This is a genomic window from Streptosporangium sp. NPDC087985 (genome assembly GCF_044741965.1).
Lineage (GTDB): Bacteria > Actinomycetota > Actinomycetes > Streptosporangiales > Streptosporangiaceae > Streptosporangium.
The window spans coordinates 35,708-52,076 of sequence record NZ_JBIUTQ010000011.1; the positions used below are offsets into that span (position 1 = coordinate 35,708).

The 16,369-nt window shown below is 70.3% G+C and carries 15 protein-coding genes; 4 read left to right on the forward strand and 11 right to left on the reverse strand.

Annotation, left to right across the window (positions count from 1 at the left end; all coding sequences use genetic code 11):
* Positions 1-66: 66 nt before the first annotated feature.
* Positions 67-2,106 (forward strand): cellulose binding domain-containing protein, encoded by a 2,040-nt coding sequence (locus ACIN94_RS20485; RefSeq protein ID WP_400708206.1) that lies wholly within the window; start codon positions 67-69, stop codon positions 2,104-2,106.
* Positions 2,107-2,183: 77 nt separating this feature from the next.
* Here ACIN94_RS20485 and ACIN94_RS20490 read toward each other — a convergent pair whose 3' ends face one another.
* The 6 genes from ACIN94_RS20490 to ACIN94_RS20515 form a co-directional block, all read right to left on the reverse strand.
* The gene (locus ACIN94_RS20490; protein WP_400708208.1) at positions 2,184-4,031 is read right to left on the reverse strand and encodes a Xaa-Pro dipeptidyl-peptidase; all 1,848 of its coding nucleotides are present in this window, start codon (positions 4,029-4,031) and stop codon (positions 2,184-2,186) included.
* Positions 4,032-4,596: 565 nt separating this feature from the next.
* Positions 4,597-5,256 (reverse strand): histidine phosphatase family protein, encoded by a 660-nt coding sequence (locus tag ACIN94_RS20495; protein ID WP_400708210.1) that lies wholly within the window; start codon positions 5,254-5,256, stop codon positions 4,597-4,599.
* Between the two features lie 10 nt (positions 5,257-5,266).
* Complete coding sequence (locus ACIN94_RS20500; protein WP_400708212.1) at positions 5,267-5,956, reverse strand: HAD family hydrolase; 690 nt, start codon at positions 5,954-5,956, stop codon at positions 5,267-5,269.
* Positions 5,957-5,973: 17 nt separating this feature from the next.
* Positions 5,974-6,249, reverse strand: coding sequence for a hypothetical protein (locus ACIN94_RS20505; protein WP_400708214.1), 276 nt, complete (start codon positions 6,247-6,249; stop codon positions 5,974-5,976).
* A gap of 11 nt (positions 6,250-6,260) precedes the next feature.
* Positions 6,261-7,142: a phosphotransferase gene (locus ACIN94_RS20510; RefSeq protein WP_400708216.1), complete on the reverse strand. Its 882-nt coding sequence runs from the start codon at positions 7,140-7,142 to the stop codon at positions 6,261-6,263.
* Positions 7,139-7,831: an AAA family ATPase gene (locus ACIN94_RS20515; RefSeq protein ID WP_400708218.1), complete on the reverse strand. Its 693-nt coding sequence runs from the start codon at positions 7,829-7,831 to the stop codon at positions 7,139-7,141. Before ACIN94_RS20515 ends, ACIN94_RS20510 begins: the two co-directional genes overlap by 4 nt.
* An 82-nt stretch (positions 7,832-7,913) precedes the next feature.
* Here ACIN94_RS20515 and ACIN94_RS20520 point away from each other — a divergent pair, with 82 nt between their 5' ends.
* Positions 7,914-8,948: a phosphotransferase enzyme family protein gene (locus tag ACIN94_RS20520; protein WP_400708220.1), complete on the forward strand. Its 1,035-nt coding sequence runs from the start codon at positions 7,914-7,916 to the stop codon at positions 8,946-8,948.
* Here ACIN94_RS20520 and ACIN94_RS20525 read toward each other — a convergent pair.
* From ACIN94_RS20525 to ACIN94_RS20535, 3 genes are read right to left on the reverse strand one after another with little or no spacing between them, the layout of a single operon-like run.
* Positions 8,935-10,227 carry a glycosyltransferase family 2 protein gene (locus tag ACIN94_RS20525; RefSeq protein WP_400708222.1) on the reverse strand — a complete coding sequence of 431 codons (1,293 nt, stop codon included), beginning with the start codon at positions 10,225-10,227 and terminating at the stop codon, positions 8,935-8,937. The two genes, ACIN94_RS20520 and ACIN94_RS20525, sit on opposite strands and share 14 nt — an antisense overlap.
* Before the next feature lies 1 nt (position 10,228).
* Positions 10,229-11,587, reverse strand: a complete 1,359-nt coding sequence (locus ACIN94_RS20530; RefSeq protein ID WP_400708224.1) for a glycosyltransferase family 2 protein — start codon at positions 11,585-11,587, stop codon at positions 10,229-10,231.
* Positions 11,584-12,285 (reverse strand): PIG-L deacetylase family protein, encoded by a 702-nt coding sequence (locus tag ACIN94_RS20535; RefSeq protein ID WP_400708226.1) that lies wholly within the window; start codon positions 12,283-12,285, stop codon positions 11,584-11,586. The genes ACIN94_RS20530 and ACIN94_RS20535 overlap by 4 nt, the downstream gene beginning before the upstream one ends.
* Positions 12,286-12,533: 248 nt before the next feature.
* On the opposite strand from ACIN94_RS20535, the gene ACIN94_RS20540 reads away from it, so the two are divergent.
* Positions 12,534-13,940 (forward strand): hypothetical protein, encoded by a 1,407-nt coding sequence (locus ACIN94_RS20540; RefSeq protein WP_400708228.1) that lies wholly within the window; start codon positions 12,534-12,536, stop codon positions 13,938-13,940.
* An 86-nt stretch (positions 13,941-14,026) separates the two neighbouring features.
* Here ACIN94_RS20540 and ACIN94_RS20545 read toward each other — a convergent pair whose 3' ends face one another.
* Both ACIN94_RS20545 and ACIN94_RS20550 read right to left on the reverse strand, forming a co-directional pair.
* Complete coding sequence (locus ACIN94_RS20545) at positions 14,027-14,680, reverse strand: DUF4232 domain-containing protein (protein WP_400708230.1); 654 nt, start codon at positions 14,678-14,680, stop codon at positions 14,027-14,029.
* A 116-nt stretch (positions 14,681-14,796) separates the two neighbouring features.
* On the reverse strand, positions 14,797-15,117 hold the full coding sequence (locus ACIN94_RS20550) for an FCD domain-containing protein (RefSeq protein ID WP_400708232.1): 321 nt from the start codon (positions 15,115-15,117) through the stop codon (positions 14,797-14,799).
* A 61-nt stretch (positions 15,118-15,178) separates the two neighbouring features.
* On the opposite strand from ACIN94_RS20550, the gene ACIN94_RS20555 reads away from it, so the two are divergent.
* Positions 15,179-16,366, forward strand: coding sequence for an amidohydrolase (locus ACIN94_RS20555; RefSeq protein WP_400708234.1), 1,188 nt, complete (start codon positions 15,179-15,181; stop codon positions 16,364-16,366).
* The last annotated feature ends 3 nt before the right edge of the window (positions 16,367-16,369 follow it).

The following is a 16,369-nucleotide window of genomic DNA, read 5'->3' on the forward strand; positions in this document are numbered from 1 at the left end:
TCATGGTGCCTCCCTGGTCAGGAGGGGGCGTCGACTGAATGCCGCTACCCATGACGAGGTGTGCTGATGCCCAAAGTCCCGTTACGGATCGCGTCCGCCGTCCTGCTGACGCTGGCCGCACTGAACGTTCCCACCGCCTACGCCGCCGATGTCACTCCGGTCGCGGTGACCGTCAACGCACGCGCCGCACTCGCCACCGTTCCCGAAACCGGCATCGGCACCAACCATGCGATCTGGGACAGCCATCTGGGCACCGACGAGACCGCGGATCGGCTCAAAGACGCGGGTGTGAAGCTGCTGCGCTATCCCGGCGGCTCCTACTCCGACATCTATCACTGGGCCGACCACACCGCTCCCGGCGGCTACGTGGCTCCCAACACCGACTTCGACACCTTCATGCGTGGCGCGCGGCGTACCGGAGCGCAGGCGATGGTGACCGCCAACTACGGCACCGGTACCGCCGCCGAGGCCGCCGCCTGGGTCCGCTACGCCAACGTCACCAAGGGGTACGGCGTCAAGTACTGGGAGATCGGCAACGAGAACTACGGCAACGGCCACTACGGCGACCCCTGGGAGGCGGACGACCACGCCGACAAGAGCCCGGCCGAGTACGCCCGCAACGTCGTCGCCTACGCCAAGGCGATGAAGGCGGTGGATCCGACCATCAAGGTCGGCGCGGTGCTGACCACGGCCGGCGACTGGCCTGACGGGCTGGTCGCCGGCGGCGACGACGGAACCTGGAACAAGGTGGTCCTGTCGATCGCCGGACCGAAAATCGACTTTGTGATCCTGCACTGGTATCCCGGCGCCTTCGACAAGGCCGGCCATGTCTCCGACATGATCTATCTCACCCACCGGCAGATCAACGAGTACGCGGGGCCCGGATCGGAACGGATCGGCATTTCGATGACCGAGTTCAACACCGGGACCAGCAGCAACGGCACGAACACCCAGCCCGGTGCGCTCGCCGCCGCCGACGCCTACGCGACGCTGCTCGCGAACGGGGTGTTCACGGTCGACTGGTGGAACGTGCACAACGGCATCGGCAATGTCACACAGGTCGAGGGACAGACCGACTACGGCGATTTCGGCCTGCTGTCGACCGCGGCGTGCACCTCCGACGGCAGCGTGTGCGAACCGTCGGTGAACACGCCCTTCGCGCCGTACTACGCGCTGCGGATGACGAGCAGGTTCGCCCGTCCCGGCGACCAGTTCATCCGGGCCGCCACCGACCAGGCGAAGGTCAGCGCGCACGCCGTCCGCCGCCCCAACGGCGACCTGGCGGTCCTGTTGATCAACACCTCGCCCGACACGTCCTTCCCGGTCACGATCGGCTATTCCGGCTTCAGCCCGGCCTCCGGGGCGCCGACTGTGCTGACCCACACCAACGGCGCCACCGACATCACCAGCTCGACCTCGGGGAGCGCGACCAGCCGGACGCTGCCGCCGCTGTCGCTGACCACGATCGTGGTGCATCCCACCTCGGCTCAGACAGGGCTGCCGGGCGCGCCGGGGCAGCCGACGGCCTCGAACGTGACGGACAGGACCGCCACGATCTCCTGGCCCGCCGCCTCCGCCGGGACGCGTCCGATCGTGAAGTACGAGGTCTATCGCCACAACGGAGCCGTCGGTGAACAGCTCGGCGAGGCCGTCGGCAACTCCTTCACCGTCAACAACCTCAAGCCGGGCACGCGCTACACGGTCAACGTGATCGCGCGGGACAGCGGCGGCGGCGTCTCGCCGGCCTCCCCGCCTCTCACGTTCACGACCGGCACGCCCGCCTCCAGTTCCTGCACGGTACGGCTGACCGACCAGTCCGACTGGGGTAACGGCTACGTCGGCGCCATCGACATCACCAACAACGGCGCGCCGATCAACGGCTGGACCCTGAACTTCAGCTGGCCCAGGACGTGGCAGAGCCTGGGCAGCGGCTGGAGCGCCGTCTGGACGCAGAACGGCTCGAACGTCAAGGTCGTCAACGAGCCCGGCAACGGTTCGCTGCCCACCGGCGCGTCGACCACGATCGGCTTCGTCGGTAACTACAGCGGCCCGAACATCCTCCCCGCCGTCTTCACCATCAACGGAACCGTCTGCACAACGCGGTAGCACCGTCCGGGGACGTCCGCGCGGGACGTCCCCGGACAGTGCTAACGGCATGGCGAAAAAGGGTCAGAACCGCCGGGTCAGCCGTTCGCCGCGGTGAACGCGGCCGCTCCGCCGACGAGCGGCAGCATGACCGTGCTCTTCGTCGTGTCGAGGTGCAGCGTCGCGCCGGGGGTGGGCCGGATGGTGTACTCGTAGTCGCTCGACAGCAGCACGATGCCGATGCGGTGTCCCGCCGCGAACACGTAGTCATGCGGCTGCATGTCGAAGTCGAGGCGGTACGGGCTGCCCGGCTTGACCGGCTCGGTCTTGGAGATCGACTTGCGGTTCTGCGGATCTGTCCAGCCGCGGGTGATGATCTTCGCCTTGCCGTTCTGGTCGTAGTCGACGAGCAGCGCCGTGACGTTCGCGGCCGGCTGGCCGAAGGACATCCGCAGCGACACCAGCGGCGTGCCGCTGAGCCGGACCGCACCGGTCAGCGTCCCCGACTTGTAGGCCAGGCGGTTGGGCGACGTCGCGGCGTCGGCGAGGGTCTGCGCCCGCTTCGACGCGTCGTCGACGATCGTCTCGGTCACCGGCTTGCCCACGCGGGTCTTGTCGCCGGTGAGGACACCGGCGGTGCCGTCCGTGCCGGGCGCCAGGTTGAGCTCGGTGTTCGCCGCAGCCGGCTCAGGCCACTCGGGGTATTCCACCAGCGTCCTGTCCTCGCGCTGGACCAGCGCCCGCTGGTCGTTCTCCACGCCGTTCTCCTGGCTCCACAGGTAGCGGGTGAACCAGCGGTTGAGCACGTCGACGCTGGGGGAGCCGCCGTGCCCGCCCTGGTGCAGATAGATCTTGTGCGGCACCCCGCGCGCCTTGAGCGCTTCGTACCACTGCGCGGCGTGCTTGGTCTTGACGTTCCAGTCGTTGAGCCCGTGCGCGACCAGCACCGCGGCGTGGACCTTGTCGACGTCGTTCATGTAGTTGCGCTCGTCCCAGAAGGCGCTGTAGTCGCCGGTGACCCGGTCCTGCGCCTTCGCGAGCTCCTCGATGACACCGCGGCAGACCTGCTTGTCCGCGCGGGTGTAGACGTAGTCCGCGAGCACGTCGGCGTCCTCGCCCTGGTAGCCGCCCGGGGCGAGGACGGCGCCGTTCGCGCGGTAGTAGTCGTACCAGCTCGAGATCGCCGAGATCGGCACGATGGCCTCGAGACCCTCGACACCGGTGCTCGCGACCGCGTTGGGCAGGGTGCCGTTGTACGAGGTGCCGATCATGCCGACCTTGCCGGTCGTCCACGTGGCATTGACTTCCTTGCCGGTGGCGTCGTAGGCCTTCGCGCGACCGTTCAGCCAGTCGACGACCGCTTTCGCGCCGATGGTCTCGTTGCGCCCACCGGTGGTCGGACAGCCGTCGGACTTGCCGCTGCCCAGCGACTCGGCGTGGACCACCGCGAAACCGCGAGGCAGCCAGTTGGACTCGTGGCTGGTGCTGATGGCGGGCTGCGGGCCGGCGCCGGGCGCGGCCTCGTCGGCGTCGGCCGCGTCGGTCACGCCGGCGGCGGCCAGCCGCTCGTCGGTCGCCGGGTTCTTCGCCGAACCACCGCGGTTCAACCAGCCCTTGCCCGGGCGGAGTGCCTGGTGGAGCTCGTGATCGACGTTGTGGTTCGTGATCGGGTTGCCGCCCGCGTAGTAGGGGCTGGCCTCGTACACGACGGGCGACTTCAGGCCGGCCGTCTCGGTCTCCTTCAGCCGGGTGACCTCGGCGTGCACCCGGTCGTTGCGTCCGTCGCCGTCGCTGTCGATCGGGGTCTCGATCCACATTTCCTCGCGGATCCAGTCGTTGCGGTTCGACGAGAACACCGGCTGGGCCATGCCGTTCTGGAAGACCGGTCCGACGGGGACGGCTGCGCCGGCGGGGGCCGAGTTCACGGCAAGCCCGGTAAGGGTCATGGTGGCAGCGAGACCCAGCGCCGCGGCGCTGCGGCGTGCTGATCCCGGACTACGGAAAGCGGTTGGTGCCACAAGGCCCGTCACCTGGCGCGGTATAGACATCGACAAACCTTCCCGAACGATCAGCGTGGGGCGGGAAAAGGCCCCAAGTAAGGTTCAAGGGACAGTAAAGGCTGCCCCAAGAAGGCTTGATGTTATGGGCAGGAAGTACGGAATGTCTATGGACGGGCGCCCTGTCTCGATCGCGGCAATTTCGACACATGTCAAGCAAGATCTTGGCGGCTCGAACACCGTGCGCTCCACCCCTGACGAGCCGGAGAGCGCCCTCGTGACGGCCTCCCTCTCCTCCGCGGTCCAAGAGCTCACCCGAGGACGCGGGGCCCTCGGGTGATGGTGGACCGGGCGGTGCTGGCGCCGATCATCTGCTGCCCGCGGCTTGATCCAAAGCGGTGAAAGCAATCGGACCTTTAGGAGTCGTGAGCCAGCCGGCTGGTCGCGGTGGTGTCCCGCTTTGATTCATCCTCCGGGCGGGACACCACACCCCTCGCCCACCAGCCGAAGCAGGTCACCGCGTCAAAGGTGCCCGCGCGGCGAGGTGGGCGGTGTCGTTATGGGTGAGCAGCATCCACCGGGGCAAGCCGCCTTCCATCCGCGCAGATATGAGCTGCCAGCGGGTGACGGCGGTGTTGTCCACCATGACCTTGATCGGCAGACGCTGGTTCGGCGGCCACCCGAGGAAACGGTGGAACGCGGCTTTGACGGTCTCCGCGTGACCGACGACCACGGCGGGCAGTGCTGTACCGACGATCACGTCCAGGGCCGCCCAGGTGCGTTGCAGATACGCCGGCCACGGTTCGGCTCCCGGTAGGAGCGGCTCGTCCAACCGGGTCGAGGGGTCACCGGGGAATCCGCTGAGGATCTCTTCCCAGGGGCGGCCGTCGCCGTCGCCGAAGTCCGGGTCGCGTAGGTCCGGCACTTCGGTGACGGCGACGTCGAGGGCAGCGGCGACGATATCGGCGGTCTGCCGGGCGCGCCGGCTCGGGCTGGCATACACGGCGGGTGGTGCTTGGCCGGCGCTGGTCTGCTGGGCCAGGTGCGCGGCGAGCTGGTGGGCCTGCCAGATGCCGAGGTCGGTCAATCCGGCACAGCCGTTCGGGCCGCCAGCGACGCCGGCCGCGTTGGAGTGGGCGTGGCCGTGCCGGATGAGAATCAGGTGAGGGTGCATGAGGTGATGTCTACGCGCAGAAGCGGCCGCACGTCTGGGAGAACACGCTGCCGGTGGCGCCGAGTGCCTCCCATACCGCCGGTTCGTGCAGGCTGAGGGCGCGCAGGTCGGCATCCAGGGCCAGGTCGCGGTGGGAGGGCACGCCGATGATGAACATGCCAGCCGCTCGTGCCGCGGTCGTACCGGTGGCGGAGTCCTCCACGGCGATGGACCGGGCCGCCTCCACCCCGAGCATCATGCAGGCGTGCAGGTAGGGGGCCGGTGACGGTTTGGGCGCACCTGCGGTGACGCAGTCCACGACCACGTCGAACGCCGCCCGGATGCCGATGCGCTCCAGGTAGCCGGTGACGATTTCGATCGGGGTGTTGGTGGCGATGGCCAGCGGCCGGGTGCCGTGCAGGGCGGTGACGAGCTCGACCGCGCCGGGCCGGGCGTTCACGCCGGTGCCGACGTTGTCGCACACCAGGGCGTAGATGGTGCGGCCCAACTGCTCGGGCGGGGCGGGGTGGCCGAGGAGGTCGGCCAGGGCGTGGCCGAGCTCGCTCAGTTGCAGGCCGACCAGCCGGGTGCGGGCGGACGGGTCGAGGGGGACGCCGTAGTGGTCGAACAGGTGGTGGTAGGCGCGGTTCCAGGACGTTTCGGTGTCTACGAGGGTGCCGTCGCAGTCGAAGACGACCGCGTCGTGGGCGATGAGCGGCATGGTGTGCCTTCCGTAGGTCAGGGGGTGGGTAGACAAGCGGCGGCGCAAGCCAGCAGGGGAAAGCGCGGGTCGTCGAGGGCATCGAGCTGGCCGGGGTCGATGTCGATCACGGTGGTGGTGTGCGGGCGTCCGGCGCCGAAACGGCACGCGTAGGTGTCGTCCTTGATCTCGGCGACGTGACCGGCGATCCGATCGGCGTGCTGGCCGAGGAACGCCTCGATGTAGTGGCGGTCGATGGGGGTGCCGCGGTCGTAGCCGTAGAAGTCGCTGACGGGCTCAACGGGCAGATCCATGGCAGGGCTCCTCAGGCGAGGGGGGATCGGTGGAGTGCGTGCAAGCTGGTGCGCAGGTCGGCGGTGAGGCGGGCCCGGCGCTCACGGTGGGCGGCTTGGCGTTGGTGGGAGAGGATTTCCCGGCCGCAGATCAACGCCGCGGCGAGCCAGAACGCCGCCTGATGCCACGGGTCGGCGGGGATACCGTCTCGCAGACGGGCCTGCGCCTGGGGGTGGTCTCCGAGCAGTACCCACAGCTTGGCCTGGTCGAAGCCGGGAGGCCGCCAGGCGGTGAACTCCAGGTCGATGAGCGCCACGGCGCCGTCGTGGAGCAGGGCGTTGCCCAGGTGGGCGTCACCGTGAGCGAGCCGTACGGTCAGTCGTTGCGTGACCTGGTGGTGCAGGCGGGCCACGCATGCCAGATCATCGGGGGTGAACAGCAGACCCAGGTGGGCGTACTGGGCGGGGTAGTCGTCGTCGGCGGGGAAGTCCCCGCCGGTCGGCCGCCAGGCGTGCATCCGCTCCAGGGCGGCGAGCAGCAGTTCGACCCGCTCGGGCGGTGGTGGGGCGGCCGGGTACCGGTCCGGGCCGAGTGCGCCGCCGGGCAGCCGGGTCAAGACCACGATCGGTGTTTCGGGGTCGGCGGCGACCAGTTCGGGGAAAGCAACCGGCGGGGGTCCGGCCGTCTTCAGGGCCTGGTAGACGGTGATCTCGTGCTGGCACCGCTGGAGCCAGAACGGCCGCCGGTCGGTCGGCTGTTTGGCGATCACCGCCAGGTGATCGCCAAGGCGGCCGGGTAGCAGCAGGCTCGTCTCGGTCCGGATCGTCGGCTCCTCGGTGGCGACGCCGGGGCATAACCGGTGTAGCCGCTGCCGGAGGGCGGCCTCCTGGGAGGTGGCGGGGAGGGTGGTCATCGCTGCCCGCTGGTGGCTGCGGTGACGAGCGGCAGCAGGCACCGCCACGACGGCGGCGGTGGGGCGGTGGTGGCGGCCAGCCCGTCCAGGAAGGCCGACGTCGCCTGCACCACCTCGGCCAAGGGCTGGTCGCCGTTCAGGGGTAGGCACCGCTGCGGCGGCACCTGCCGCAGGTAGAACTCATAAACCTCCCGCATGAGGGCCTGCACTCGGGGGTGGGTCAGGTGGGCGGCCACCGGGCCGCGCCGCTGCTGTCGCGTCGCCGCCTGCTCGGGGGTGATGGTCAGGTGGACGTAGCCGTCCGGGACGAGGATGCCGCCGCGCTCGGCCGCCTGGGTGAACATTTCGACGGCCTGGATGGGGTCGCGGGGGACAGCCAGGGCCGCCATCGCATGCTCGAACGCGATCAAGGTCAGAGGGCCGCGGTCGCACACCACCACCGTGCCGGCAGCCCGCTCAGCCCGGCTGTGCTCGACCATCAGAAAGTGCTCCAGCGCTGCCGTCACGGCCGCCTCATCAGAGGGCGGAAACGACGGGAGGGCGGCCACGTCGGCGTACTCTGGTGCGATCGTGGCGCCGAACCGGTCGGCGAGCGCCCCGGCCAGGGTGGTCTTCCCGGCGAAGCAGGGGCCCTCCAATACCACGACGACGCGGCCCCGCTGAGGCGTTCGGTGATCGTCATAATGCATTGATTGATCTCCCTCGTGCGTAGTAGATGCGGCTGATACGTTGTGGTCCGCGTGAGCCAAGACGTGACCGGAGGGAACCGTGGTGAACAGCCTGTCGACGGTCAGCGCATCCCCTGACCTGCGGGTACTGGCTACGGTGTGTGAATTCTTCGGGCTCGGTGCTCCCACCGGCATCACGGCGATCGCCGAAGGGCTGATGAACCGCAACTGGCGCGTCGATGTCGGTGCCGTCAGCGTCGCGGTCAAGGAAGTTCTGGATGTCAGCGCCGACCAAGCCCTCTTCCAGCACCGCGCCACGGCAGTGCTGGCCGCGGCCGGACTGCCGGTTCCCGCTCCGCTGAGCACGGCCGCCGGGCAGACGCTGCTGCACCTGGGGGAGGCGGTGTTCGCCGCCGTCGCGTGGGTGGATGGCGAGCACCTTCCCGGAACCCGGTGGAGCCTTGCGCAGTGCCGCCAGGTCGGCGAACTGCTGGGCCGCATCCACGCGGGCCTGGCCCAAGCGCTGCCCGAAGGGGTGGGTGCGATCCAGCACCGGGTACCGGAGGGGGCCAAAGCCAAATCCGGTATCGACCGCTACCAGGCGTTGATCGGCGAGCGCCCCCACCTGGACGACTTCGACCAGTCCGCCCGCACCCAGCTCGACGCCCGGCGTGAGCTGCTGGAAAGCGTGGGCCACCTGCGCCCCGATGACAGCGCCGACCTGGAGCCGGCCGGGTATGTGCACGGCGATTTCCACGCTTTGAACTTGCTGTGGCGTGACGGGCAGGTGGTGGCGGTGCTGGACTGGGACCGCATGGGCCGGCGCCGCGCCTACGCCTACGAGCTGGCCCGCTCGGTCACGCTGATCTTCAGCGACGCCACCACCGGTGTTGTGGATGTGCAGCGGGCGGCGGCGTTCGTCGCCGCCTACCGCGCTGTCGTCCCAGTGAGTGACGAGCAGGTCCTGCACGCGGTGCGCCGCCTGTGGTGGGAGCGGGTGTGTGACCTGTGGCAATTGAACTGGCATTACGAGCGGCACGACACCTCCTGCGATCACCTGTTCATCTCCGCCAGCGCCATGCTGGAGTGGTGGAGCACCCACCTGGAGTTGATGGAGCAGACCTTCACCAGCCGGTGATGGGCGGCTGGCCGACCGTCGCGCACACCTCGTTGAGGAGGTGCTGCACCTGACCGTCCGGCAGTCCCCGAGCCGGGGTGTCGGCCAGGAACCGGGCGCCGCGCGCCAGCCCTTCCCGCCACGCCTCCTGCCGGGCCGGCCGGGGCGGCACCGTCGTGACCGTCTGGGAGTAGACCTGGCCGTCGATGACGAACTCCTCCCACACTCGAACCGCCCACCTGTGGCCCGCCTGCGGGCTGCGCCACGCCCAAAAAGCGAAGAAGCTCCCCACCATCTCCGGGTGGAACAGCTCGTCCGGCACCCGGTTGCCGGTGTCGTCGGCCGGGCGGCGGGCAAGGTCGATCAGCTCCGCCAGGGTGCGCCCCACCCCGGGCAAGTTCTCGTCCCCGGTCCGGCCGGGCGGGGTGAACCTGCCCGCGGCGCCGAACTTCAGGTGCGCCGCGCCCAACCGCGGGTCCGGGCAGTGGTACAGGGTGTAGCCGGCGTCGGTCAGATCAGCCGACAGGTACAGGTGCTCGGGGTAGGCGCTGCGCCAGGCGGAGGCGTCGGCGCATCCGCCGATGGCCGCGAGCGCCGCAGCGTCCATCAACGCGGTACCGGCGATCACCTGCACCGGCAGCGGCGCCACCACGGGGCCGCCGGCCAGCAACGGCGGATCTGGCAGGTAGGCGCCCGGCCAGGCGTGAAAACCCGCCCACAGCCGCGCCTGCCCCACCTCCAGGCGGCCGAGCTCACTGGCCGCGACCACGTGGCGGGGCCGAATGTCGCGGTAGTAGAACGGCAGCATCACCGCGGCGGCGGCCGGGTCCTCACGCTGAAGCCGCCCCATCACGTGCGCGGCCCCGGCCACCTGGTCGGGGGCAGACACACAGTCGTCGTCGCTGAACAGCACCCACCGGCCCCGGGCGGCACCCAGGCCGGCGTTACGGGCGGCCGTCACACCGCGCCGCACGCTGAGCCGTAGGACACGCACCGGCACCCGGGCGGCTTTGCGCTGGTAGCAGCGCAGAACTGCGGGGGTGTGGTCGGTGGAGCCGTCATCGACCACGACGACCTCGCCCAGGGCGGTGCCGTGCTGGGCGAGCAGGCTGTCCAACGCCCAGGCCAGCGGGTTGTCCGCCAGCCGGGTGCCCGGGTCGTGCGGGCACCGGTTGTAGGTGGCGATCACCGCGCTGACCGACCCGTCCAGGTCGGGGTGGTGCAGAGCGCGGGTGAAGTCCGGGCCGGCAGCAAGAGCGGCGAGTGCTTCATCCAGGCTGCTGTCGAAGTGGGTCGTCATGTCAGCGCTCCGTCTTGTCGTGCCGGTACGTCGTGCCGCGCACTGCCCGGTCGGCGGCGCTGGCGCAGCACCACCACGGGCCCGCGCTCGACACCACGGCGGCGCCGAGCATCCCCACCAGCGCCCGCGCGCTCCGGGGCACATGGGTACGGGTGGCAGGGTGGGCGGCCATCAGCCCCAGCGGGACCCCCGCGTACAGGGTCAGCGCGGCGGCTGCCGCCGCGACCGCACCACGGCGGCGATCCAGCAGCGGCAGCGCCAGCGCGGCGGCCACGGCGGGCGACTGGCCCAGCCACAGCCCGCCCCGGGCCAGCCCCTGCACCGTCAGGCAGGCCCGCCGCCACCGCGTGCCGAGCCCTTGGCGGCCGGCCAGTCTGGCGAAGGCCGGATACTCCGGGTAGGACCAAAACCACTGCCGTCCCTGGCGGACCAGGGCGGCCACCGAGTCGGGGGTTTCGGCCAGCTCCAGCAGCGGCAGCGCCTCGATCGGCGTGCCGGCCGCGCAGGCGAGGTAGCCGAACGCCAGGTCCTCGTTCATCGTCTCCACCGGCAGGCCACCACGGGCGGTGAACTCGTCAGCGCGGATGAACAGGCCATGGCCGACGCAGTGCGCCAGATGCGGCCACCGCCCGCCACGGCGCGCGTGGCGGGCCTGGCGGCGCAGCCGGGGGATCTCCCGGGCCAACGTCCAACGGGTTTGCAGCAGGCCCGCTCCGGCGGCCACCAGCCTTCCCTGGGCCAGGAGTCGCGGCACGTTGGCGGTGAAGATCGCCGACTGCTGCACCAGCCGTACCCGCTCATCACCGCTCACCCGGGCGGCGAGGGCGGCGATGGTGTCCGGGTGCGGGCGGGAGTCGGCGTTGTAGAGCGCCACCCACACCTGGTCCTGCGGCACACCGGCTGTCCTCAGGCGTTGGATCTCGCCGTGAGCGGCGTAGTTGACCTGGTGGGCCATCGTCCCGCCGGGGTCGGGGTAGTCGTAGTGCTGCGCCGCGACCCCGGCGGCGCGCAGCTCAGTCACCAGGCCGGCGGCGAGCTCGTTTGTGCTGCGCGCCTCGGGAAACCGGCCGCGTTCGGCGTGCTCCCGGGCGGTGGTCACCACTGCCAGCGACACCGCCGCCGGGCACGACTCGGCGAGTTTGGCGAAGTAGCCCAACGTGTCGGCGATGATCCGCTGCTCACGCAACATCGGCAAGATCACCACTACGTGGAGCGGTCCCCCACCCCCGACCGGCTTCGTCTGCCTGTCTGTCAGCCAGGCCAGCGACCGGGCGGTGTTCCACGACCCGGCCGCCCCACGTGCCGCCACCGCCACCACGCCCGCCCAGCACACCCCGGCCAGTAGCCGGCGCCCGTTCATGCGACCACCCGGCCCAGCCGCAGCACCTGGAAGGCCTCCCGGTAGCCGCCCACGCTCATCGCGCCCCGGTAGCCGGGAAGGAACCGGGCGGCCTGGCCGATGTAGTCGGCCTGCCCATCTCCCTTGGCAGCCGCGCTCTGCGAGCCGTATTGAGCCAGCGCCGCAGTGCGCTGGTCGAGCACGGGCGTGATGTCTTCGCCGTACTCCGGGTGACTGATCGGCGTCCACACCTCGTAGCCGAGGATCGTCTCCACCCAGTGCGGCCTCACCCCGTGCTGCGGGTAGTTGCTGCTGCCCGCCATGCCGGCGGCCCGCCAGCACAGCTCAAACGCCGCCCGATGGTCGTAGGGTTCGCGCGGGTGCGGCAGGTACAGCAGCCGCGGACGCCGGCGCCGCAGTAGCTCCATCACCGCGCCCATCTGCGTCAGCTCAGCCGGCGAGATGCGTCCGTCGCCGATGCGCAAAAACTCCAGGTCGTGGGCGGGCACGCCCAGGATGTCGGTGGCCGCGCGGGCTTCGTCCTCACGCAACGGCCCGAGCGTGTCCGCTGGAATGGTGGGGCTGGCGTGCTCACCGGAGGTCAGGTAGGCCACGCCGGTGCGGCGGCCCGCCGCCAGGTGGTTGATGATGCTGCCACCGCACCCCAGCACTTCGTCATCAGGGTGGGGTGCGATCACCAGAACATCGAGCTCGTCCAAGGTTGTCTCCTCGGGGAATCGCCGTGTGAGCTGTCACCGCTCACAGAACCTCTGGCGGGCGTAGGCGGTGAAGACGGCGAATCGGCCGTCTTCACCGGCGACCCCAGGGCGGCACTAAGACGTCGTGAGGGGGCGTGTCCTGGTCGCGGGGTAGGCGAAAAGTAGGCGAATCCTTGTCGGGCAACGACAGCCGCGAAGAACGCGGTTACGCTCCTGGCCGGGGGTTGCCCTATGCCAGGAGGTAGCTCGTGAGCCATACCGGTGACGACGCTCCCGATCGCAACCACAGCCTCATCTACTGGCAAGAGCAGGCAGGCCTGAACAACTGCCGGCTGGCCCGGGAGATCCAGGAACTAGCGCAGGCAAACGGTGACAAGAACGTGTGTCCCGATGCCCGGCGCGTACGCGCCTGGCGGAACGGTGAACGACCCCGCGACCCGGTCCCTGAGCTTCTGCTGGAAGTTCTCCGCCGCCACCTCGGCCAGCAGCTCACCCTCGCCCACATCGGCCTCGACCCCGCCGCGACGGTGACCGCGTGGCCGGGTACCCCCTGGGTATCGACACACACGGTCACCGAGATCATCAACTGCACCAGGAGCGACCTCATGCTTGGCCGCCGCGACGTCATCAACCACAGCGCTGCCATCCTCACCGGCGACGATCTGCTGCGAGCCGTCCAGCCCTGGACGACCGCCACCCCCGACCCCCTCGACATCCCCTCCGGCCACAGCCACGGCCGCATCGGGCTTCGCGAGGTCACGCAGATCCACGCCGTCACCGCGGCCCTGCGCGAGCTGGACAACCTCCACGGCGGCGGCCTGGCCCGCGAAGCGGTGATCGGGCAACTCACCTGGGCGGCATCCCTGCTGAAGGACGCCACCTACACCGAGAAGGTCGGTCGTAAGTTGTATGCCGCTGTTGGTGAGCTGGCCAGCGTCGCCGGCTGGATGAGCCACGACTGCGGTATGCACACCGCCGCCCAGCACTACTTCCTGCTGGGCCTGCGCTCCGCCAAAGAGGCAGGTGATGCCAATCTCGGCGCGCACCTGCTCAACTGCATGGCCCGCCAAGCCGGCCACCAGGATCGGCCCCAGGACGCTCTCGAACTCGTCCACCTGGCCCTGTACGGGGCCCGCAACACCGCCACTCCGACGATCCGGGCCATCCTGCACAGTCTCGAAGCCCGCTCCTACGCTGTCATGGGACGCCCCGACTTCGACAGGGCGGCGGGCCTAGCCGAAGACGCCTTCGCTCACAGCATCCCCGCAGATGATCCGCCGTGGGTGGGTTTCTTCGACGCCGGCGAGTACTACGCCACCCTCGGCGTGTGCTACCAGATCGCCGCCCGCCAAGGCGAGCCGACCCACGCGACCCGCTCCATCAGCATGATCGAGCAGGCGATCACTCTGCGGGCCGAGGGCCGTATCCGCAGCAAAACCTTCGACTTGATCGGCCTGGCACGGGCGCACCTCGCCGCCCATGACCCGGGCGGCGCCGTCGCCGCCACCAACTCCGCACTGGAGCTGATGGCCTTCGTGGACTCGACACGCGTCCAGGACCGGCTTCGGGAACTACTCGAAGAAACCGCACCCTACGCGGGCACATCGGCACTTGGTGACCTTCAAGCGAGGATCGCAACCCGACTGGACGGCTGACACCGGCCGGCGCCACACCGACTACTCTCCTTGGCGGAGTCGGGTGGGAGCCGGACGCGTCGGAGCCGAGGACGGTGCCGGCCGTCTCAGAGGTGTGTCCCCGGTGACAGCGGGGTGAGGTCGAGACGGCCGTCGTCGCAGACCGTGGCCGTGAAGGGGATCTCCAGGTGCGCGACCTCGTCCGGCGGGATGACCATCAGCCGCGCGGAGGACGGGCACCTGGTCTCGCTGCCGGTGGGCACCTGGGTCCAGTGGAGCCTGGCGTGAGCGCCTGCTCCTGGCCGCAGGGTCACCCGGTGCGGCTGGATCTTCTCCCGGCGTGTCCTGGTGCGCAGGGCGTCGCTGTTGCTGTCGATCATGATCAGGCCGGCGAAGCCGTACACCCAGCAGGTCTGGGCGGACCTGTTGGTGATCACTAAGGGGGCGTACCGCTGACCTGCTCCCGCGTCCACTGGGCCGACGCGCGCCGCGAGCGCTCCGGTCCGGCAGCGCTTGACCGCCGCGTCCGTGGTGGTGGAAGTGGTGCCCGCGGCCTTCGAGCCCGTGCTCGTGGCGTCCGAGCGCGTGGCGCTGCCGCTCGCGACCGGAGAGCCGGCCGTTCCCGCGGTGGTGGCGGGCCCCGCCGATGTGGGGTTCTGGCCGGCGGACACGGATGGGCCGCATGCGATCGACATCGTCAGCGCGCCGGCCATCACCGCTGACAGAGCCGTAAGACGCCCGGCGCCGTTGGATCGTTTCATGAAGTGTTAGACGCACGTCGCACGGGTTCTGTTCATGCTCCCGAGTTCAGGTCCCCTTGACGGGGAGGGAGGAGTCCCCCGGAGCTCGCGGTGCGTACCCGTGGCGGCGGGTGGTCTCAGGGAGCAGGTCGGCGGCGGCGGGTGTGGGTCACCTTGAGCGGGTCGATGTCGGCGGTCCACCGCTCGGCGAGCGCCAGGGTTGGCTCGCGGCCGTCGGCGACGTGGCGGAGCGCGCAGTCGGCCGCCCGGTCGGCGTCGCCGTCCGCGATCGCCGCGTAGAGCTCCTCGTGTTCGGCGCACTGCCGGCCGGGGTCGCGGTCGGAGGTGAGCCGGAACAGCCGCCGGAGCTGGGCGTCGAGCGGGCGCATCAGCGTGTCGAGCAGCGCGTTGCCGGAGATCCTCACGATCTCGGAGTGGAATCCGGCGTTGGCTGCCACGGTGTCGCGGCGGTATACCACTAATCTCGGCGGCGTCATCGTGGACGAGAAAGGAAAGACCGTGACAGAGCTGTTGCTGCGTGACGCCCGCATCTGGGGCCGCGAGGGCTCCGCCGACCTGCTGATCCGGGACGGGCGGATCGCCGAGCTCCGCGAGCCCGGCCAAGGCGGTGCCGGCGGCGGCGACGTCGAGGACCTGGGCGGCAAGCTCGTGCTTCCCGGCTTCGTCGACGGCCACGCCCACCTGGACAAGACGCTGTGGGGCGGTCCTTGGGTGCCGCACGACGCGGCTCCCGGCCTGATGGGCAAGATCCGCAACGGCCAGGAGCGGCGGCCGGAGTTCGGCATCCCCAACGCCGACTACGTGACAGCGCTGCTGGAGAACATGATCGTCTGCGGCACCACGCACGTCCGCTCCCACGTGGACGTCGACCCGCTGGTCGGCCTGGGCTCGGTCGAGGCGGTCCGCACCGCCGTCGAGCGGCACGGTGGCCGGATCTCCGTGGAGCTCGTCGCCTTCCCGCAGGCCGGAATGCTGATCAGTCCCGGCACCGAGGCGCTGATGGAGGAGGCACTCAGAGCCGGGGTCGAGTCGATCGGCGGCCTCGATCCGGCGGGGGTGGACCGGGACCCGGTCAGGCACCTGGACATCGTGTTCGCCCTGGCCGAGCGGTACGGCGTGGGCGTGGACATCCACCTGCACGACGGTGGCACGCTCGGCGCCTGGCAGTTCGAGCTCATCATCGAGCGGACCAGGGTCCTCGGCCTGAGCGGCAAAGTCACCATCAGCCACGGCTTCGCTCTCGGCGACGCCGACCCCGCCACCCGGGACAGGCTGATCGCGGGCCTGGCCGAGGCCGGAGTCGCTCTGGCCTCGGTCGCGCCGAGCAGGGGCGTCCTGCCGCTACGGCTGCTCCGTGAGGCGGGGATCCCGATGACGCTCGGCAACGACGGCGTCCGCGACCTGTGGAGTCCGTTCGGCACCGGCGACATGCTGGAGCGCGCCCTGTTCCAGGCCAAGGGCACCGGCCCGCGTGACGAGGACGTCGAGCTCGCCCTGGACGCCGCGACCTACGGTGGCGCCCGCGCTCTCGCGCTGCGGGACTACGGCCTGGCCGTGGGCGACCACGCCGACCTGGTGGTGGTCGACGCCCGCAACGCGGCCGAGGCCGTGTGCGTGCGTCCGCGCCGGTCCCTGGTCGTCAAGTCCGGCCGGATCGTCGCCCGTGAGGGTGATCTGGTCCGTTGACCT

Excerpts from the sequence above, each read along its gene's own strand:
- ACIN94_RS20485 (WP_400708206.1), top strand. The coding sequence starts at position 67 with ATGCCCAAAGTCCCGTTACGGATCGCGTCCGCCGTCCTGCTGACGCTG.
- ACIN94_RS20490 (WP_400708208.1), bottom strand. The coding sequence starts at position 4,031 with ATGACCCTTACCGGGCTTGCCGTGAACTCGGCCCCCGCCGGCGCAGCC.
- ACIN94_RS20495 (WP_400708210.1), bottom strand. The coding sequence starts at position 5,256 with ATGCACCCTCACCTGATTCTCATCCGGCACGGCCACGCCCACTCCAAC.
- ACIN94_RS20500 (WP_400708212.1), bottom strand. The coding sequence starts at position 5,956 with ATGCCGCTCATCGCCCACGACGCGGTCGTCTTCGACTGCGACGGCACC.
- ACIN94_RS20505 (WP_400708214.1), bottom strand. The coding sequence starts at position 6,249 with ATGGATCTGCCCGTTGAGCCCGTCAGCGACTTCTACGGCTACGACCGC.
- ACIN94_RS20510 (WP_400708216.1), bottom strand. The coding sequence starts at position 7,142 with ATGACCACCCTCCCCGCCACCTCCCAGGAGGCCGCCCTCCGGCAGCGG.
- ACIN94_RS20515 (WP_400708218.1), bottom strand. The coding sequence starts at position 7,831 with ATGCATTATGACGATCACCGAACGCCTCAGCGGGGCCGCGTCGTCGTG.
- ACIN94_RS20525 (WP_400708222.1), bottom strand. The coding sequence starts at position 10,227 with ATGACGACCCACTTCGACAGCAGCCTGGATGAAGCACTCGCCGCTCTT.
- ACIN94_RS20530 (WP_400708224.1), bottom strand. The coding sequence starts at position 11,587 with ATGAACGGGCGCCGGCTACTGGCCGGGGTGTGCTGGGCGGGCGTGGTG.
- ACIN94_RS20545 (WP_400708230.1), bottom strand. The coding sequence starts at position 14,680 with ATGAAACGATCCAACGGCGCCGGGCGTCTTACGGCTCTGTCAGCGGTG.